The sequence below is a fragment of the Ruegeria sp. CDSB029 genome (genome assembly GCF_059611125.1).
The window spans coordinates 1-19964 of record NZ_JBXWOX010000022.1 but is presented as its reverse complement, the minus strand read 5'-3'; the positions used below and the strand labels follow the sequence as shown (position 1 = coordinate 19964).

The 19964-nt window shown below is 53.0% G+C and carries 12 protein-coding genes; 3 read left to right on the top strand and 9 right to left on the bottom strand.

The window, feature by feature from the left end; all coding sequences use genetic code 11:
- Positions 1-37 precede the first annotated feature (37 nt).
- The 5 genes from AC2FI8_RS20245 to AC2FI8_RS20225 all read right to left on the bottom strand — a co-directional run bounded on the left by AC2FI8_RS20245 (position 38) and on the right by AC2FI8_RS20225 (position 12676).
- Positions 38-616, bottom strand: a complete 579-nt coding sequence (locus AC2FI8_RS20245) for a helix-turn-helix domain-containing protein (RefSeq protein ID WP_496780743.1) — start codon at positions 614-616, stop codon at positions 38-40.
- 1150 nt (positions 617-1766) lie between these two features.
- Positions 1767-2792: an adenylate/guanylate cyclase domain-containing protein gene (locus AC2FI8_RS20240; RefSeq protein ID WP_496770863.1), complete on the bottom strand. Its 1026-nt coding sequence runs from the start codon at positions 2790-2792 to the stop codon at positions 1767-1769.
- Positions 2785-3126: an Hpt domain-containing protein gene (locus tag AC2FI8_RS20235; RefSeq protein ID WP_109310482.1), complete on the bottom strand. Its 342-nt coding sequence runs from the start codon at positions 3124-3126 to the stop codon at positions 2785-2787. The genes AC2FI8_RS20240 and AC2FI8_RS20235 overlap by 8 nt, the downstream gene beginning before the upstream one ends.
- A gap of 3 nt (positions 3127-3129) precedes the next feature.
- Positions 3130-10521: a GAF domain-containing protein gene (locus tag AC2FI8_RS20230; protein ID WP_496780742.1), complete on the bottom strand. Its 7392-nt coding sequence runs from the start codon at positions 10519-10521 to the stop codon at positions 3130-3132.
- Between the two features lie 601 nt (positions 10522-11122).
- On the bottom strand, positions 11123-12676 hold the full coding sequence (locus AC2FI8_RS20225) for a pyridoxal phosphate-dependent decarboxylase family protein (RefSeq protein ID WP_496780741.1): 1554 nt from the start codon (positions 12674-12676) through the stop codon (positions 11123-11125).
- 631 nt (positions 12677-13307) lie between these two features.
- Between AC2FI8_RS20225 and AC2FI8_RS20220 the strand changes: the two genes are divergently transcribed.
- Both AC2FI8_RS20220 and AC2FI8_RS20215 read left to right on the top strand, forming a co-directional pair.
- Positions 13308-14255, top strand: coding sequence for an ornithine cyclodeaminase family protein (locus AC2FI8_RS20220; protein ID WP_496780740.1), 948 nt, complete (start codon positions 13308-13310; stop codon positions 14253-14255).
- Between the two features lie 448 nt (positions 14256-14703).
- Positions 14704-15597 carry a helix-turn-helix domain-containing protein gene (locus AC2FI8_RS20215; protein ID WP_496780739.1) on the top strand — a complete coding sequence of 298 codons (894 nt, stop codon included), beginning with the start codon at positions 14704-14706 and terminating at the stop codon, positions 15595-15597.
- Between the two features lie 294 nt (positions 15598-15891).
- On the opposite strand, the gene AC2FI8_RS20210 is transcribed toward AC2FI8_RS20215, so the two are convergent.
- Complete coding sequence (locus AC2FI8_RS20210; protein WP_496780738.1) at positions 15892-16752, bottom strand: NAD(P)-dependent oxidoreductase; 861 nt, start codon at positions 16750-16752, stop codon at positions 15892-15894.
- A 105-nt stretch (positions 16753-16857) separates the two neighbouring features.
- On the opposite strand from AC2FI8_RS20210, the gene AC2FI8_RS20205 reads away from it, so the two are divergent.
- Positions 16858-17775 carry a LysR family transcriptional regulator gene (locus AC2FI8_RS20205; protein ID WP_496780737.1) on the top strand — a complete coding sequence of 306 codons (918 nt, stop codon included), beginning with the start codon at positions 16858-16860 and terminating at the stop codon, positions 17773-17775.
- An 88-nt stretch (positions 17776-17863) separates the two neighbouring features.
- Here AC2FI8_RS20205 and AC2FI8_RS20200 read toward each other — a convergent pair whose 3' ends face one another.
- The 3 genes from AC2FI8_RS20200 to AC2FI8_RS20190 form a co-directional block, all read right to left on the bottom strand.
- Positions 17864-18259: a nuclear transport factor 2 family protein gene (locus AC2FI8_RS20200; RefSeq protein WP_496780736.1), complete on the bottom strand. Its 396-nt coding sequence runs from the start codon at positions 18257-18259 to the stop codon at positions 17864-17866.
- A gap of 244 nt (positions 18260-18503) precedes the next feature.
- Positions 18504-19136, bottom strand: coding sequence for a tyrosine-type recombinase/integrase (locus AC2FI8_RS20195; protein WP_496780735.1), 633 nt, complete (start codon positions 19134-19136; stop codon positions 18504-18506).
- A 231-nt stretch (positions 19137-19367) separates the two neighbouring features.
- Positions 19368-19778 carry a universal stress protein gene (locus AC2FI8_RS20190; protein ID WP_496780734.1) on the bottom strand — a complete coding sequence of 137 codons (411 nt, stop codon included), beginning with the start codon at positions 19776-19778 and terminating at the stop codon, positions 19368-19370.
- Positions 19779-19964: the final 186 nt, after the last annotated feature.

Here is a 19964-nt window from a genome sequence, read left to right as displayed (position 1 = left end):
GTTATACGGCTCGAGGGTGTCAAATCGCGGTCTGAATTTACTGCGGGCGAGTTGATACAGTGATGAATTCGATCTCATCCGACACGATCTTGCAAAACCCGTGACGCAGCTTGGCATCAAAGCTTAGGGTATCGCCAGTTGCCATAACAAAATCCTCGGTGCCACACCTGTATATTGCGTCGCCCATTATCATGTAGAGAAAAACACAGCCTTCGTGCTGGTAACTGGGCAATGTCCCAGATTGGTCCTTTGAAATGGTAATACGGGCAGATTTAAACAGACCTCCCGGTCCGCCATGTTTACCAAGTAAAAGGTAGTTATGCACGTGGCCCTGCGTAATACGCCGGGACATGAGACCTTCGCCTGCTTTGACGTGATGTACGTCGGCCGAAACTTCCGTGTCCGCAAACAAGGCCATCAGAGGAACATTCATCGCGTCCGCCAATGCCTGTAGCGTGCCAAGAGACGGAGAGACGCTACCGTTTTCAATACGGCTGATCATCGAGGTCGAGACCTGCGATGTTGACGCCAGCTCAGAGAGGATCAGATTGCGTTCCTGCCGTAGCCTTTGCAAAGTTTGCCCGACTTCACGCTCGATATCTCTTTGTTTGATCACAGTTTTCAGTGCCGATACTGCTGTAGTTGCATAGAAGATTGTTTGCTTTAGTTGTGTCAGTTTTTTGCATTCAGTCAATTGGTCTTTGTCAGGTTATTGAAGGCCGTTCAGCAGATTAACGATACACCATTCAGAAATTACCTGACTTGTCCCGCAGAGTTGATCCTCCGTTTCCTTACTATTGGGGTGGACCATTTCAGTGGAGGAGGATCAGACGGCAAGGGTACATTGAACCCCCACGCGTATGATAAACCCGTCATGACAAGGCTTTAGGACGTGACTGAAGACGCGACAGGGTTAAGCTGGGAGCTCTAGACCAACCGGGTACGATACGGTTGCTGATGCTATGCCTCAAGAGCAGAAATTAGTGCGCGCGTAACATCTGGAAGAACGAGTTCCTGTGAGGCATTGGCCGCTGTGTCGATGAATGGCCGGTATGCATATTGGGTCAGAATTACTTGACGTTTGGGTCAGAATTGAATGACGCGATTTACCGATTTATTGAGGTTTTGGTTGTCAATTGAGCCAAATATTCGTGATGTTCTACATTTACTATGTGGCGACAAATAGTTTTGCTTTTTGCGACAGAAATTTTCCTTTGCGCCGCATAGCTTTGCCTTCTGCCAATTGGTTGCGTTGAGCATTTTTCCCCATAAAAACTGGTTTTGAGCGAAGCCCTTGAGGGCGCTCGTCTCCAAAACCTGCTCCCAGCGAGGGTTGGGGGTAGCAAGTGCAAAACAATTCGACAGGGTAGTGCGGCCCACAGGCGTTCGCCGAGGATACGGCCCTGTCTAATTGTATTGCGGGCGCGGGGGGCGAAGTCCCCTAGCTCTGCTGTATTGCAGGTCGGGCGGAAACCGGTCGTTCGCTGCGGTGCAAAGAAAATGCTACACTACTCCAAAGCAGTCATTGAATCGGACAGACTGCTCAAAAGACCCGGATGATAGTGATCTATCAAAGTTCGCTTCATCTGTTCTCCTCGCATCGAATAAAGCCCGATTTTTGTCTGTGGCAATAGGCCCATTGCGGGGCGTAAAAACAATCGACCCGTTTTCGCGAATCCAAATTGAGTGGCTGCGACGGCGGGGAGTTTAGTAGTAAGCGATCTTACAGGAAATGATATCGGAGAAACGATACTCGTGTCGGAAGATCACAAAGCGTGAATGTCCAATGGATCGGAGAAGCCCTTGATTTGGGTCCCGCCAAATGTCTCCTGAATATCAACTCCGTCGAGCAGATCCAGGGTCTCTTGATCAACCAAGATCCTGCTTCCGGTGTTCTGGGTTTCCGCTTCCAATCGGGCTGCGAGATTTACCGCGGAGCCGATACAGGTATAGGTCGCTCGGTTGTCAGTGCCGGCATAGCCCGCGACGACTTCGCCTGTGGCGATACCGATCCCGATCCTGAGACTCCGTTCTCCATCAGCGAGCCGGTCATGATTCAGCATCTCGATCATGCTATGCATTTCATGCCCTGCAGCTACCGCACTTTGCGCAGTATTGTTAAGAGGTTGTGGAACACCGAAGAGAGCCATCAACCCGTCACCCAGCATTAGGCTGACAATGCCACCATTGCTGGTCACCGCCTCGAACATCAAAGTGTAGAAGGTGTTGAGTAGATCAATTGTTGCCTCGGGCGCTAGGTTTTCTGAAAGGGCTGTGAAACCGCGAATGTCGCAAAAAAGAACCGATGCGTTTGCACGTTTGCCACCGATGGCAAACCCAGACTCTTGCAGGTCTTGCGCAACCTCGGTGGTTGCGAAGCGTTCGAGAAGGCGTCTTTGTTCGTCCCGCAGTCGCTTTTTTTCAAGGCAGCTGGAGACGCGGGCGCTGAGAAGCGTCTTGTTCACCGGCTTGGGCAAGTAGTCTTCTGCGCCTAACTCGATGCAGCGCACAATATTGTCGAGCCCTTCGACTGAGGAGGTCACAATCACCGGCAATTCGCGCAGGTCGTGGTCCGCATTGATTGCCTCCAGAACCTGAAACCCGTCCATTTCCGGCATTTCGATATCGAGTAGAAGCAGGTCATAAGACTGACTCGACAACATCTCCATCGCGACGAGGCCGTTTTCCGCGACAGAGGCTTTGTGCCCCAACAATTCAACATTGCGAGACAGGAGTAGCCGATTGACTTTGTTGTCATCAACGATGAGGAGATGGCCGGGTGTATCAGTCATTGTTCAGGGTCCGCAGGGCCGCAGCAGCTTTGGCGAAAGCGGCCTCCAGAGCTTTCGCATCTGTAAGGTCGCCAGTCGCTGGTATGTCCCCGAGCTCGATTTTTCTGGCCAACTCGGCCAGTGCAGTCGCACCAAAGGTGTTTGCATTCGACTTAATGGAATGAGCCGCGCGGCGATATCCATCAGCGTCAGACGCGTCGGCAGCCGCTTTCAATTCGGCGATCATGCCAGGGGCTTCGTCGAGGAAGGTGTTCACAAGCTCGGCGGCAAATTCGTCGCCTGTCGCGTCCTTGAGTTCAGCGAAGATATCAAGATCAATTGGACCGTTTGTCATGGATTACTTGCTTTTCCTAGGAACATTCAAAAGGGCTTCGATAAGAATAGGCAGGCGGATCGGTTTGGCGATGTAGTCGTCCATCCCGGCATCTAAACACATCTCGCGGTCGCCTTGCATGGCGTTAGCGGTCATGGCGACTATACGCGGTCGGTCTTCTCCGGGAAAATCTTGGTTTATGCAGCGTGAGGCTTCGAGCCCATCCATTTCGGGCATCTGCACGTCCATCAATACGACATCGTATGCTTGCCGGTTCACGCTTTCGACCGCCTCAGCGCCGTTGCTGGCCAGATCAGCGCGATAGCCCATCTGTTCAAGCAGGCGAAGCGCAAGTTTCTGGTTCACCAAATTATCCTCAGCCAACAGAATACGCAGAGGGTGGCGTTTTGCCATCTCTGGATCGGTCTGGGGTTTGTCTGCGGGTTTAGTCGCTTTCACGGGAGTATCTTCGGTTGAAAACAACGTGACCAGAGTGTCGAAAAGATGCGACTGACGCAGTGGCTTGGTGAGGTCGGCAGCAAAGAGACCGTCTTCGAGGTCAATTTCACGTGGACCAAGAGAACTAAAGAGGATCAGCGGTAAGTCCGGATGCATGGCCCGAATTTTCCGGGCAAGTTCCTCACCATCCATTTCTGGCATGTGCATGTCGAGAATTGCCAGATCGAACTTTTGAGCCTTCTCGAGCGTGGCCAGCGCATCGGACGGGGTTTCGCAGGTAGTGGTTTTAGTGCCCCATTTCTCGGTCTGGAGCGACAAGATTTTACGGTTGGTGGCGTTATCATCCACCATAAGAATGCGCTTGCCTTCAAGCTCGGACTGAATGCCTACCAGATCACGCGACGACGATTTGACAGGTTTGGAAGGTTTGGTCTGGATTGTAAACGTAAAGGTCGAACCGTGCCCCACGCCGTCACTTCGTGCCCACATGGTGCCGCCCATGAGTTCTGCAAGACGCTTGGAAATTGCCAGGCCGAGTCCGGTGCCGCCATATTTGCGGGTTGTTGAGCTGTCTGCCTGACTGAAGGACTGGAACAGACGGCTCATCCCCTTTTCGCTCAGTCCAATACCAGTGTCACGGACTTTGAAAGTCAGCTCAAGCGATCCGCGTTTATTGGCGGTTTGTTCAACAGATAGAACTACTTCACCGCTTTCAGTGAACTTCACCGCGTTAGAAAGCAGATTCAGCAGGATCTGCCGCAACCGGGTCAAGTCAGCACTGATTGCAAGAGGCAGAGCGTCGTCAAATTCATAGGCCAGATCAAGCTGCTTCTCCGCGGCTCTGCCGCCTATCAGATCAAGCGCGCCTTCGATACATTCACGCAGGTCAAAAGGATGGCTCTCGATGTCCATCTGCCCGGCTTCGATTTTTGAGAAATCGAGGATTTCGTTGATTATGCCCAGTAGTGCGTCGCCACTGTCGCGGATCGTGTTGGCATAATCGCTTTGTTCGGCATCTAACTTGGTATCCATCAGGAGCCCACTCATCCCGATAACGGCATTCATCGGTGTACGGATTTCGTGGGACATGGTGGCGAGGAACGCGCTCTTCGCTTCGTTAGCAGACTCGGCCACCTCACGGGCCTTTTCGGCTTCGCGGAAAAGGCGCACGTTCTCAATGGCAATAACAGACTGATCCGCAAAAGACTCAGCCATAGCAATATCGTCGTCCGAAAACGGTATTTTTGATTTCCTGATGAAATAGAGTCCGCCCAAACACTTGTCTCCGCGCATTAACGGTATGCCAAGAAAAGCTTCAAATCCGTTTTCTTCGTGAAGCTTCTTTGCTAACCGAGGTAAGCCCTGCGACGTCAAATCGTGTACATGCATGGTTTTCCCGGACAGTAACACGGACGACAGAAAATTATCCTTCGGGTCCAACGGGTGTCGGGTTCGTCCGAAATCACGTAATAGGCCTTTTGGCGTCGCCAAAGCCACTTGCCACCAGAAACTGTCATCTGACAAAGCGGCGCCTGCCATGTCGCATGAAACAAGCCGTGTCGCGGAATTTACAATCGCCTCAAAAACAGGTGTGGTATCTGAAGGCGATTGGCTGATCACCCGCAGTACATCAGCACTGGCAGTCTGGCGCGCTAAGGAAGCCTGAGTTTCATTGAACAGACGCACGTTTTCCAGCGCGATGATAGCCTGATCCGCGAAAGATTCGGCAATGGCTACTTCGTCATCACTGAAAGCCTTCGACGTTTTCCGAATAAAGACGAGAGTGCCGAAACAGTCTTTCCCTCGCATCAAGGGTACCATCAAGAACGACTTGAATCCTTGTCGCTCTACGATTTCCGTGTCCCGCGGAGATAGTTCATCAAAGCGCGATTCATCCAATTGCAGCGTCTTGCCGCTCTGGATGACGCGGGATGGCAGGTTGTCGTCGGGATCAATTGGCAGGCGCTCAGTCCAAGTGATTTCCTCTAAACCATCCGGAGTTGCGGCCGCCACTTGCCAGTATTCAGTTTTGTTAGCCTGCATGGCAATCGACAAGTCGCAATCGATGAGAGCTGTCGCCAGTCCGACAATCTTCTCAAAAACCGGTTTGGTATCTGTCGGGGATTCCGAGATCACTCTGAGAACATCCGCACTTGCCGTTTGGCGAGAGAGTGCGACTTGCGTATCGTTGAACAATTTAGAGTTTTGAATCGCTATGATCGCCTGCGAGGCAAAAGTCTCCATCTGCTTGATTTGCTTGTCCTCAAAGGCGGCTTTATTTCGGCTGCCCATACTGATGACACCAATCGTGTCACCGTCGCGTATCAAAGGTACAGAGAGAACCGACCTGTATCCTTGCAAGTTGGACCTAAGGACCGGATCATAGTTAGGGTCCGCTTGAGTATCCTCAACGTAGTCGGCGCGCCCATATAAAAGCGCCCGGGCGGTCGCCGACGTTTCGCCCGGTTCAAATGGATGCGACTCGAGGAATTTGGCAAAACTCTCTGTGAGATTGTGCCCGGCAAAGAAATGGAATTTTCCGTCCTCGGGTTTCTTTAGCGCCACAAAAGCATCCTGTAGGCGGCAGATGCGCGACGAAACCGCTACCAACGCTTCCAAAACCGGCTCTAAAGCGTCAGGCGAACGGGAAATAACCTCGAGCACTTCGGATGTCGCCTTCTGATACCCCAGTGCCTCTTCAACTTCTGCAGTGCGGGCCTGCACTTCTTTGAACAGTCGCGTATTGTTGATGGCGATCACGGCCTGAGACGCGAAGGTTTCCAGCAGGCTGACTTGTTTGTCGCTAAACGCAGCTGCCTGCCGATGCGCCATAACAATAACGCCAACGGTTACGCCATTGCTGACCAAGGGGACACCAAGAGTGGTAAGGTAGTCCCCGATCTCAGCCGCTTTTTTCCATGTGTAAGACGGATCCCCACGCGTATTCCTAATATAGACCGTCTTGCCGTGCAGGGCCGTGCGCCCGATGCAAGAACCCTCCTCTGGAGCGATAGGGTTGTCGGACAGGAACTTGAGAAATGCATCGCTGACATTGTGGGACATGGCCACGCGGTATAGGCCATCGTCAGCATCCTTCATTGCAAAGAACGCGTATTCCGGTGAACAGATCCGCGACGAGACCTCCAGGATGGCGTCCAAAACCGGTGGAAGATCGTTCGGTGAGCGCGAGATGACGTCGAGCACTTCGGACGTCGCCGTCTGATACTTCAGCGCCTCTTCGACTTCAGCAGTGCGTTCCTGAGTTTCCCGGAATAGCCGTGCGTTCTCGATGGCGATGCTGGCTTGATTGGCAAAACCCTGAACGAGCTCGACGCTGTTTTGTTGCGGCGGTCCGGCCTCGGCCCAACCGACAATTATGACGCCCCAAATCCGCGCCTCTGCCCGGATCGGTACGGCCATCAAGCGCCGATACCCAGCCTTTCGGGCAAGCTCTGGACTGAAATACTCGGGCCCCCGCGCATCTGCTAGATGCTGGACTTCGCCGCTTTCCACGACCAATGGAGCCAGATGACCCTTGGAAGCTTCCAAGGGATAATCCGAAGTCAGTGCCTTCAAAGTAGTCTGCGGAAACCCGTATTGTGCGCAGAAATGATAGAGATTGCCGTCAAAGCGTTCGAGGACGCAGAACTGCGCTCCACAAAGTTCAGCGGATTTTTGCACGACAAGGTCAAACACAGGCTGGATGTCGGACGATGCTTCGTTGATGAGGTGCAGGATTTCAGCACTGGCACGTTCGCGCACCAATGCCTCTTCGACCTCGGCCGTGCGCGCCCGAACTTGCTCAAAAAGCCGAGTGTTATTGATAGCAATCAACGCTTGGGAGGCGAACGTTTCCAAGAGCGCGATCTGTTTTGAATTGAATGGTGCAACTTTGTCGTGGCAGAGCACGATCACACCGACCACAACCTTATCCTTGACCAATGGGACACCCAGAAGCGAGCGATACTTGCCAATACGTGCGGCTTCCTTCCAGGCGTATTCGTTAGCTTCAGTGTCCTCGTAGTAGACTGTTTCTCCTCGTGCAGCTGTTTGGCCAATGCCGCTCCCATGACCTGCCGGCACTGGGTGTGCTTTCATGAACTTCATGAAATCACTGTCAAAGTCGAGCATGATGTCAGTATGGTAAAGGTTGTCTTGCGGATTCAGGATCGAGATCGCAGCATATTTTGGCTCGCAGATCCGGCCGGCGACTCTCAGTATCTCTTTCAGCACCGGCTCCAGCTCATTCGGAGATCGCGAAATCACCGACAATACGTCTGACGTGGCAGTTTGATACTCCAGTGCCTGCGTGACTTCTTCCGTACGCTCCTCCAACTCGTGGAAAAGGTTTGCGTTGGTAATCGCGATAACGGCCTGATCTGCAAAAGTTTCCAGCAGTTTGATCTGTTTGGCGGAAAAACCCGAGACTACTGGCGCCCCAAGAGAGATAACGCCTACGACTTCACCGTTTTTAACCAGCGGAAGCCCAAGTAATGACTTGTAATCACCTACACCGCTTTCTTCTAACCAGGTGTAGGTGTCGTCCGCTTCGACATCTTCGACATAGCTTGTGCGTTTCGACAGGATCGCACGCCCGCTTACACCGTTCTCCGCTGGTGAAATCGGGTGAGCTTTGACGTACTCTGCAAAGGCCGTATCCTGTGTTAGCGTCGAGTGCACATGAAAAAGCCCATCGTCCGGGTTGAGCATCGCGACATAGGCATCCTGCAATTCGCAGATGCGCGACGCTTCTTTGAGAATGGCGTCCAGAACGGGCGATAGTTGATTGGGAGACGCTGAGATCACACGCAGAACTTCGGATGTTGAAGTCTGATACTCCAAGGCTTGCGTGACCTCCGCCGTACGGTCTTGCACCTCTCGGAACTGGCGTACGTTATCCATTGCGATCACGGCTTGGGCCGCAAAGGTTTGGACCAGAGCGACATCATCATCCGAAAATGGCGAAACTTCACGGCGATAGAGAACGATCACCCCAAGACCGGTGTCGTCTTTCATCAACGGCACCGCAAGGACCGAGCGAGCACCTTCAATCTCAACCATCTGAACCCGTTTTGGGTCACGGTCCCGGTAGTATAGTGGATCATCGGCGATATCGTCTTGGCGGATAACCTGACCATCGATCATTGGTCTGATCGCAACCAGTTCAGTGCGCGTTAATGGCTCTACGAAATCTTTGAGCGCTTCATCAAAATCAGTTCTCGCACCGATATTGGCTGGAATCGTTGCGTGCCCTTGTTCGTGGTCAGCGACACACAAGAAGGCCAGCGGTGCTTTGCACAAACGGCTTGCGTTCTCGAGAATGCTATAAAAGACAGGTTTGTCGTCATCGCGGCTGCGGCTGATGACTTCGAGTATTTCACGCGACGCTTCTTCCCGTTCAAGTCGTTCCTGAACTTCACGAAACTGGCGCGTGTTTTCGATGGCAATGACTGCATGTTTGGCGAATTCTTCAATCAACTGCACGTCAGGGTCAGCAAATGGTCGCACCTCCCGGCGGCTAACTGCGATGGCTCCGATGGCCTGATCTCCTTGCATCAGGGGGACTGTAACGCGTGACCGAATGCCTTCGATCTCAACCATCATGGCAGCTGTAGGATGGCCCGAGCGATAAAAATCCGTGTCGGTCAAATCATCGATGCGACCAACCTTACCTGTTCGTATCGCAGTGGCTATTGGAATCGATTCGTCCAACTGCCACTCGTCTCCAACATCAAATTCGGTTCTCTGATGCCCCCAATTCGCCGCCAACCGCCCGTGGGTCCCTGCTGCGTTGATCAAAATAAGGACCGCCTGATCTGCATCACATACCCTGGTGGCCTGCTGAAGCACTGAATCAAAGACGCGCGCATCGTCATCACGGCTTTGGCTAATGACCGTTAGAATTTTCTGTGTTGCCGCCTGACGCTCCAACTGCGTGTGCAGTTCATTCAATTGTCGCGTGTTATCCAAGGCGATCACGGCTTGGGCGGCGAAGCCCTCAACCAGAGAGATCTCGTCGTTTGTAAATGCGCGAACCTCACGTCGGTAAATCCCGATGACGCCCACGGGCGTGCCATCTGCCGACATTAGTGGGACCGTCAGAAATGACCGGACACCTTCTTCGTCTACAAGTTGACGGCGCCATGGGTCGCCTTTGATATACTGGTCAGTCAGGCGCAAATCGACATTGTGAATGACGCTTGCCTCGCGCACGGATTCCGCAATCTGGAGATGTGAGTCTAGTGACCAGCGATCTACGCCGACCTCGTAGGTCGCCAATTGATCACCGAAATGGGCCGCATATTCAAGGTGGGTTCCTGCTTCATTCAAAAGGCTTAGTGTGGCGACATCCGTTTCGCAAAGCCGGGCCGTGTTTTCCAGGATCGTCTGGAACACCGGCGTCTCATCTTCCCGCGATCGGCTAATTGTCTCGAGAACTTCACGCGTGGCGCCTTCGCGTGCCAGACGGATCTGCAATTCGCGAAATTGGCGAACATTCTCAATGGCGATTACCGCTTGGGCGGCAAAGGTTTCGACGAGCTTGACCTGATCGTCGGTATAGGGCCGCACCTCGTCTCGCGCCAACATCAAGCATCCGATTGCACCGCCATCCACCTTTAGAGGAACAAACAGATTGCTGCGGCACCCATGCTTGTCGACAATCAGCTTGAACCGCTCATCGCCGGACTTGTGGAATTCAGTGTCTCCCATATCCACAACACGTTTGGTCTTGCCGCTGAGGATTGTTTCAGTCACCAGAGAATTGCCCGGCTCCATCGTGTATTTTCCGTCGCGCCAGAGCTGCTGAATGTCAGGGTGCAGGTTAACACTGGCCACGAGCCGCTGAAGTGTGTCGCCTTCCTGTCCAAGAACCAGACCAGCAAAAACAGCGTCGCAAAGGTCTTTGGCAAGCTCAACAATCAGATCGCAAACCGGCTGAACGTCGTCCTTGGTCACAGAGATCGCCTGCATCACCTGAGCGGTGGCTTCAAACCGCGCCTGTTGATCAGCTGCGCTTAACTCCGAACTTGGCGCAGATGATGGCGCGGGACTTATCGAGGTCCCTGATGCCTTTTTGTCGCCCAACTGCGCCCAAACTCCCACGTCAATTCTGACTAACAACTGTCCGGAGTTTAGAGAGCATGTTATAGAAGTCACTGGAATTCTTTACCGATGATGCCCTTTGCATTCATGCACGCGCGAGCACGGCCCACTTAGCTCGGATCATCCGGCTGGTCAGCGCGATGAATCAACAGTGTAGTGCCAAGGCGCTGGATAGACTTGTAGGCCTTACTGTTCTGGCACTCCATATGCGACTCGAAAACGTCAGGACGTTCGATCTCTGAAGCGCTCCACCGAGCGTCATTGCTTAAACCCAGACTTCTGTTGGCGAAAGGCAGCATGTGCTGGACACGCAAGCCCCTGTGAACTCTCTGGGAAGATGCACTGCGAAGTGTACTGCTCGCTTAAAAGGACGGCAGGCATGTTCCCATCTCGGCCATCGAAGCAAAGGAAATGTTGCAAATGTCGGAACGGCCGCTTTCAAGAAGCTGATTAGTTAATCATGGTTCAAGCTCAATGTCCGGTTTGGGCCGGTAGGTCTGGGCCAAAAAACGACGTTTACAAACGCCTTAACAGTTATCAATGAGCGCGTTAGGCGGGCTGTTCCGATAGGATTTCTTCGCGCGATCTGAAGCACATCGCGGAGGAACCGATCTATGTCCTCGCGTTGGGTGTGGTGGTTGTTGAACGCACAGCGAAGCCCATGTTTGCCTTTCACCGTTGTATCCGAAGGCATAGCGAGCCCGCGCTCCTGAATCCGAAGCATGATTTCGGTGTTAAGTGCTTTGGCTGCGTTTTCGTCTGCCGCTAGATGCCGGAAACACACAATGTTGAGCTCGACAGGAGCGACAAGTTCCAGAAGCGGATGCGCCTCTACTTGCGCGGCCATGTAGCGCCCAAAGCCTATGTCTTGCGCAATGAGCCGCCCGAACTTCGTCGTACCCTGTTCCTTGAAAGCCATCCAGATTTTCAACGCGCGAAAGCTGCGGCTAAGATCCAGACCGTAGTCAGCGAGGAACTTCCCGGCAATCATTCCGCGCTCCTGGAGTTGCAGGTAGGGGCCGTGCATCTCGAATGTTCTGAAATGCGCATCGGGGTCCTTGATCAATACAGCGCCAGCGTCAAAGGGAGTGTGCAGCCATTTGTGGGGATCAATGGAAACGGAGCCGGCGCGTTCGATCCCGGCGACCAGATGGGCGTGGTCGGGGGCAAGACGCAATACACCGCCGATGCACCCATCAACGTGGAACCACAGGTCCTCACGCTCACACAGCGTGGCGATCGCGGTCAGATCGTCAATCGCACCGGTGTTTGTCGTTCCAGCCGTTCCAATCACGCAAACAGGTTGCATCCCGTTCGCGCGATCTTGCTTGATTGCCTCTTCCAGCGCATCGAGCCGTATTCTTTGGTAGTCATCGCTCGCGATCTCTACCAGCGCCTTGGCGCCGAGGCCCAGCGTCTCCAACGCCTTCTGGTGGCAACTATGGGCCTGATCGGAGGCGTAAAACCTAATTGGCTTATCCAGCGCGGCAATACCATCCTGGCGAACGTCATATCCGGCGGTGAAATTGCGGATCACGGTATGCGCCACAAGATTTGCCATTGAACCGCTGCTGGTTAGAGTGCCGCTCGCACACTTGGGAAACCCCGCAATTTCCTTTAGCCAATCGACAACTTGCTGTTCGACCTGCGCCGCTCCTGTGTTGCCACCCCCAAGATTGCTGCCCTCTACGGCCGCAAGAAAATCACCCAAAGCGCCGGTGAAGTTGCTGGCACCCATATACCACCCCCAGAAACGTGGATGGATATTGCGCATGGGATATGCGCGCACGGTCGCCCGATTTTCATCGTAGACCTGCTCCAGAGGCGAGGGATGTTCCGGCAAACCAGACTGGAACGTGGTATGGACATCGTCGGTCATGGGTCTCCAAACAGGACGCTCTCGCACCTGTTTCAGATGCTCGATGGCCTCATCGACCATCCTGTGGGCGAGCGCGCAGCTGGCCTCCCAATCGTCCGGATCAAGAGTTAATCTATTGGATTTCACCATCAACAGCGTCCCTTTTGTTTAGAGAAAAAGGGTGCGCGATAAACGTATTCAGTGCGACCGTTCTACGGCCTTGTTGAATCTCCAACAGATGGATATTTCTGTTGGGGCGATGGCGGATCGGAAGGCCTCTGCGTGCGCCTCTTTTTGATTGGCGAAACAGCTTTGTTGTCCGCAGAGCTACCACCCGATCATGGAAGATGCTGCACTTGCGCCTACGTCCACTTCTAGGAACGATGCATTGCAGTGATGGAGGCATCGACGACCGTCGGCTTTGGGCCGTGCTTGAGGTCATCAAAATGGTGGCCAGGGGCCTTGCAGCGCTATCTCTGATGACGGCTTTGGAACCCTGAGCTGCCGTAATCACACTTCGATCTTTTGCAAGTGCGGCACGTCGCGATCCGCGCAATCCGGACTTTTAGAACGAGTTGGCAGGAAGCAGGTGAGCGGAGGAACACAGACGTTCGGCTGAGTTCATATGTGAGAAAAAATGAAGACGAATTTCGTTTCTGCGCCTTGGGTCGGGCGATTGAAAGTAACCGCTTAATTGCTTCTGCAAAGGTAAACCGATGGCGAGAACAGCGGAAAATAATGTACTTTGTCAGAAAGCCAATTTGCTGATGTGAGGAACGTCGTGACCTCTGAGAACACGCTAATTTATCTGTCTGACAAGGATCTCGGGGGTTTGGGCATCCAAACTTCTGAAGTTGCCGATGCCATCGAATCCGCCCTAGTAGCCAAAGTAGAAGGAAAGCTTCGCGCTTCTCCGAAAACAGTCATCTTGCCCGGCGACGGGCGCTACGCAATGTCTACCTTAGCAATGGGAGATGATGGTTTCATCGTGACCAAGCAGGTCACAGTGTGTCCGGAAAATCCGGCAAGTGGTCTTCCCGCGATTAACGGTGCAATCATGGTTATGGATGCGCAAACCGGACTACTTCGCGCGGTCTTGGGAGCGAATTGGATTACAGCAGTCAGAACAGCGGCTCTGTCAGTGGTGGCGGCGCGTAGGCTTGCTGACCCTCATGCCGAGACCGTGGCTTTTGTGGGCGCGGGCGTGCAAGCGCACGCCCATCTTGCTGCGTTTTCAGATCTATTTCCCTTGAAACGAATCCGCGTGTTCGGGCGAGGTAAGGAGAATGCCGACAAGCTTTGTCGTTATGCACGAAGCCTGGGACTGGACGCTGAATCATGCACCAGTGCAAAAGGCGCCCTGAATGATGCAGATCTGATAGTGACATCGGTAACTTTGGACTACTCAATCGAACCCTTTTTGGACGGCCGATGGCTGAAACCGACTGCCTTTGCGGCGATAACGGATGTCTGCATTCCGTGGATTCCAGCAGGTATGGCTGCTTTCGAAATGGTAATTGTCGACGACCGGCTACAGGAATTGGAAAGCGACAAGCCGATGTTGCCATATAAGAAAATTGCTGGCGATTTGGCGGAATTGGTCACCGGTAAAGTCGACATTCGCCTGCGCAACAAACCGGCCGCTTTTGCATTCAGAGGGATTTCATTGGGGGATTATGCTGCTTCGGTTCTCGCGGTTCGCCGGGCCTCCGAAATGCCCGTGAAGTGATACCAAAGACATAAATATGCACTTTGAAATAAAAGTTGAAAGGCTCGCTTTGGGCGGTCGTTCTCAGCAATCTGACTTGTACAGCGAATTCACATTTTGTGCCTTTGATCTAGTAGTCAAGATCTCTCATAAACCGGTGGCGACGCATCGGGGAAACAGGCCAATCGCGTTTCATTCGCTTTGAACAGCGGATGTCACGTCTCCGACGACTCCGGGTTTCAGGGGCGGATGCAAACCCAAAAAAAATTGCGTCGAGCGTACCGGGTGACTGACATATGCGACGTGACATTGCAGGTTCCTTTTGTGTATGTGTCAAGCTTGGCTCGTCTCAGGGAACTCGGCCACGGACGTGATCCGCCTGAACCCGTAAGTCATCCATAAGTCGCTTGGGCAATCACCCAATTTCAGGCATATTGATAAGCAGCGGCACGACCATTTCGGAGACAACATGACCGCCCCTTCGTCCATCTTCGCCGACAAGCTTCGAAGCCATCGAGCTCGCGACGGTATCGACGGCCGCATGTCACAGGAACAATTGGCTGCTTTGCTGGGATTAAGTGTAGATGCGGTCAGCAAATATGAGCGATCACTGTCGTACATCCGAGGTGACCTGGAGCACCTTTTAGTAGAAAAACTCGGATGGACGCGGGATGAAGTTGTGGCTTGCCGCGAGGATTGGGAAAGCTGTTCGAGTGGAACGCATGCGTCCTACCGGGTTCTTCGCGAACATGAAGTGGCGCTGGAATACGGATCTATCGAGTTTGCCGATGCCGCCGTTCAGGCCTTGGAACTCGAAAGTGCTCATGAGTTTCCCGACGGGTTTTCCGCCTGCGACCCCATCTGGGCGGAGATCTTAAAGGATGGGGCGATGTCCGGCGTATATGTCATGATTGGAGATGAGTTGGCCGCTCATATCTCGCTTATTTTCCTGGATGAAGACTTGGAAACCAAGTTCCGTGAGTGCCGGCTGGTTGAAGCTGAATTTAGTCTGGAATCCTTTCGACGCCCGGTTCTTCCTGGCGACTATTTCGGCTATTGCGCCGGCGTCTACATCGCGCAGGGGCATCAAAATTCTGCGCTTCATCTGCTAAATGGGTTTGTGAAAGTACTCGAAGATCTCGTGATAAGGGAAGTCTATCTAAAAGATCTAGCCGCCATCGCCGCAAGCCCAATAGGGCATCAGCTGTGCAAGGATCTGAGTTTCCAATTCATCGGCCCACACGTTGACGCTACAGGTCTCGAATTCTGGCACCTCGCCGGGGAAAACATACTCTATTCTCTCTTTGCTCGACGCAGCCCTATGCTCAAGAAGGCATATGCTGACCGTTTCGAAAGTACTTAACTACCGTCTGACAATTTATCGTATCGATAAAGTCCAGCTCAACGGTTCAACCCTAGGTGTTTCGTGAAACAGCATTTTGTGAAACGCTACGTTGATGTGGCCAAAAAACCGAATGTCCGGTTCGGGCTGACTTCGTGCGTGGGTCGCCGTGGGCCCAATGTCAGGTTGTTCGCGGTCCAGACTTCGTTTGGCCTTCCTGCTTTGCGCTTGCAGCGAATGTCTCCTTCTGACGGTCCGCACTGCAGCATCGCTAATCCTCGGGCAATGGCAGCAATTGGCCGGAGCATTATTGCATCAGGCATCTGTCATATGCTGGACCAGTGAGGTCAGCTGTCTGTCGCAGTAGCCATCTTCCCAAGCCGTTTTGGTGCGGTCATGCATCAACTGGATGAAATCAGCGGGCGCATTAAGTGAGAGATAGGTCTTCAACGCATCCTCTTGCGCCATCGCGTAAACCTTCAGGGAAGCTTCCGCACTGTCGTAATCCTCAAACGGAACAGTTCTGGCAAAGAGATCATGGTAGTCATTGACCAGTTTGATCGTGGCAGGGAGTTGGTCGGCATAAACCTGCATCGGGATGCCCGCTTTTTGGCAGACAAGTGCACCGTAGATCATTCCGAACATGAACCCCTGTCGAACCGTGAAGAGGCCGGCAAAGAGCGCGGCAAGTGCAGTTGGTTTCTCTCCGACATGGGCGGACTTTCCACCCAGTTCTCTGATGATACTGCCATAGCGGTCCCAGGTTCCGGCACTGCCCACCGTAAGGATTGTGGTTTCGTCACCACCAATGCCGGAAGGGTAGGCATTGATCATGCCCAGCATGTAGCCAGCCCCCTGTCCCTCAAGGATGGCGACCAGTCTATCGGCATCCGAGGTATCGCCCGTGCTCATGTCACAGATGGTCTTACCCTTTAGCGAGACGCTCAGCCCGTTGACCAGTTCAATAGTTTTCTTGTGGCTCTTGATACAGATGATGACAAAATCAGACGCCGCAATAGCATCATTCGGTGAAGAGCAGATCGTGGCTCCAGCCTCAGCAAAAACCTCTGCCTTTTCCGATGTGCGGTTCCAAACGCTGACTTCGTGGCCTGCCTTGAGCAAGCAATGCGCCAGCGCTGAGCCCATATTGCCCAGTCCCAAAACAGCAATTTTCATGATGTTTGTCTCCGGTGGTCGCCAATGAATTACTGCACCAGCATGCGCCGGCATCGGGGGACCACATAGTTGTAAATTATTCTATATTGTTAGAAGATCTTACTTATGGATTGGCGCACACTTCCCTCTTTGACATCTCTCAGAGCCTTCGCCGCCGCTGCCGAGTTTCGAAATCTGACCCGGGCGGCAGAGGCACTGAACGTGACCCATTCCGCAGTCAGCCAGCAAATCCGCGGGCTCGAACAACATCTCGACACTCGGCTTATCACTCGTACCCGACATGGCATTTCTCTGACATCGCAAGGCGAATTCCTGTCAGCTGGCCTGCTTGAAGCCTTCGCTGAAATGGCCTCCGTGACCGAGAGCGTGTCGAGTGCAGAGGCGGTTCGACCGTTGGTGGTTAGCGCGACTCCGATGTTTTCAAGCGCGTTCCTTATGCCGCGTCTGTCGACGTTTATTGACGAATTCCCCAATATCGAGTTGAGGATCGATTCAACGATCCAAGCTGTCGACCTCAAGCCGGGCGGAATTGATATGGCCATCCGATATGGAACAGGTCGCTGGCAAGGGCTTGTCTCGCAGGTGCTGCTGCCAGGCTGTCTGACGGTCGTCGCGTCCAGCGAACTCATCGGAAACCGGGTGCTCACGAATCCTGCAGAATTGCTTGATTTCACACTTCTTCAGGAACAAGGGTCAGTCGAATTTGACCTGTGGTTAGAAAAAGTCGGAATTCCGACCGACGCCGACCGGAGAGTTGTCCGCGTGCCGGGCAATATGCTGCTGGATGGCATCCGTCGCGGTGATGGTATCGGGGCGACGGTACCGGCTTTTGTTTCTGACGAGTTGAAGTCGGGACAACTCGTGGCGCTGTTCGACGATCCAATACCGCAGATCGGCTACTACCTTGTCACGTTGCCGGGCCCGGTTCGACCAGCGGCAAAGCTGTTCATGCGGTGGCTCTCGAAATCAATTACCGAATATGAGAAAAGCCTTTTCCGATGGACGCCCTCTCACTTGCTGTAGGCAGTAAAGAGCACCGACTACAGTCAAATTGGGTCTGACATACCGTATACGACTGTGCGTACAGGGCGCGAATTGGCGCCGGATATGATCATGTTCCCGCAACTTGGCGTTCATAATCCACACCATCATGCCAACCGAGCGATTTGGTGACGTTCAGGTTGTCGTCTAAGTCCCATTCTTCCCAGCCCGAGAAACGAACATGGTTGCCAGTCTCTTTATGATGGCCTTCGAAAGTCCACGCATAGACCATATGGTGATCGGCGACGAGAACCGCGTCGAGGCTAAGAACGAGGTCAGGGAAGTCAGCCATAAATCCCGCCGCCATGTCGCCAATCTCCGCCTGGCTCTCCATTGGGTCGCCACCGTTCATTATCATGATTGTATGTTCAGCATATCTTCCGGCGACATCGCCAGATGCCCGGTTTGTCCAAGCAGCGCAATGGTCTTGAGCTATGCGGTGGGCGGTTTGTACATCAGGTGTCATCTATATCTACATGTCCAAAAAATCGCGAAATATATGGTTACAGAAACGTTAGTCGGGTCTCTAAAAGCAATCAAGCTTGCTAAACAGCGCTTCTCAACGTTTGCAGGTTTGTTTGCCTCACTGCCATCCGCTCATTGAAATTTCTGCGTTTTGAACGAGCGGCAGCTTTCGGGAAGCCGGTGGGTGAACTCTGAGAGATATCGAATGTCGGCTGTGGGCCGCCAACGAATGCGGCCCGTAGTAGTCAGATTTCAATGGCCTCTGCTATGGCAAGTGCATCCTCAAGCTCAACACCGAGATACCGAACGGTGCTGTCCATCTTAGTATGCCCAAGCAAGAGTTGTACCGCGCGCAAATTGCCTGTCTTCGTGTAAATTTGAGTGACCTTTGCCCGCCGCATTGAATGTGTGCCATATGCGCTTGCTTCCAAACCTATAGACGTGACCCAATCACGCACGATCCGCGCACACTGGCGCGTTGAAATGTGTAAACGCTCATGGAAACGCCTTGGCCAAAGGTATTCAGATCCGACCATGAGATTGTCTTCCATCCACCTTTCGACTGAGCTTCGAGTTCCTTCAGAAACCTCGAAACGGACCGGCTTCTGAGTTTTGCTTTGCAACACCGAAGCCCGCTCCTTGACCTGACTAGAAGCCATTATGTCTACGACTTTCATTTTCACCAAGTCACAGCCGCGCAACTTACTATCGATGGCCATATTGAAGAGAGCGAGGTCGCGATGGTTCACTGCGAGTTCTAACCTTACTCGAATTGCCCAGACGTGTTTGGGTTTCAACGGCCGTTTCTGACCGACGATGCGTCCCTTGTTCCAAGCTAAGCGAAGAGCGCGAATGGCAGGTAAGTTTGGTGTGTCCATAACTGATCCTCCGATCCGCCATGCCCGCCCACAACGACAACCCGACGTTGACGAAAGAGGATATCACAAGATGCCGCGTTGCCGCCGAGGTTGGCTGTGAGCCCTACCTCTCAAATGCCGCAAAGTGAAATTCTGGTAGGTATGCCTATAGCAGACCATGGTCGCAGTAAGGCATGCTTATCACCGCAGATTTCACAGGACAGAGTTACTTACGCGCTGCGGGCGCCAGCGTCAAAGACGGAGTACATGCACCGAACATTGAGCGTGTCGAACGACGAGAGCGGCTGTTGAACCCAAAAAGAACTCTTTCATTCCAGGTTTGTGCGAAGCAAGGACGATAAAATCGATGCGATGTTTGTTTGCGTACTCGGTGATTGCTCGGCCAGCTGATTGGCTCTCGATCAAGACCGAAGAGATTTCTGCTTCTTCTTTCAGGCGTTCAGCTAAGCGTGTCTTTGCTTTTTGAAAGGATTTTTCTGCAATCCCTTCATCCATATAGTACATTACTTGTCTGTTTGGTGGTTCGTGAATATGTGCTGCTGTGATTTTTCCGCCTTCGGATACAAGGGCATATGCCGCGGACAATGCATGTTCACTGATGCCGTGTTCCAGAGACAGCGCGACTAGGATATTTTTGTACATTTCAGACTTCTATTTTCAGATTTAGGATTTCCGCTGCGAACTAGTCTCTCCCACGTCATGGTTGAGAGAGCGCCCTTGCACCCCAATCATTGGAGTGGGGTGCGTGCATTTGTCTGACGTCAGCGCCTACCGGACAGATTTGGGGTTTGAGCAACGGAGGATTTCTGGTTCATCGAAGCCGTTAAG

Bases quoted from the DNA above. Each gene is read 5' to 3' on its own strand.
- AC2FI8_RS20240 (WP_496770863.1), bottom strand. From the start codon at position 2,792: ATGACTGATACACCCGGCCATCTCCTCATCGTTGATGACAACAAAGTC.
- AC2FI8_RS20200 (WP_496780736.1), bottom strand. From the start codon at position 18,259: ATGACACCTGATGTACAAACCGCCCACCGCATAGCTCAAGACCATTGC.
- AC2FI8_RS20210 (WP_496780738.1), bottom strand. From the start codon at position 16,752: ATGAAAATTGCTGTTTTGGGACTGGGCAATATGGGCTCAGCGCTGGCG.
- AC2FI8_RS20225 (WP_496780741.1), bottom strand. From the start codon at position 12,676: ATGGTGAAATCCAATAGATTAACTCTTGATCCGGACGATTGGGAGGCC.
- AC2FI8_RS20190 (WP_496780734.1), bottom strand. From the start codon at position 19,778: ATGTACAAAAATATCCTAGTCGCGCTGTCTCTGGAACACGGCATCAGT.
- AC2FI8_RS20235 (WP_109310482.1), bottom strand. From the start codon at position 3,126: ATGACAAACGGTCCAATTGATCTTGATATCTTCGCTGAACTCAAGGAC.
- AC2FI8_RS20205 (WP_496780737.1), top strand. From the start codon at position 16,858: ATGGATTGGCGCACACTTCCCTCTTTGACATCTCTCAGAGCCTTCGCC.
- AC2FI8_RS20195 (WP_496780735.1), bottom strand. From the start codon at position 19,136: ATGGACACACCAAACTTACCTGCCATTCGCGCTCTTCGCTTAGCTTGG.
- AC2FI8_RS20215 (WP_496780739.1), top strand. From the start codon at position 14,704: ATGACCGCCCCTTCGTCCATCTTCGCCGACAAGCTTCGAAGCCATCGA.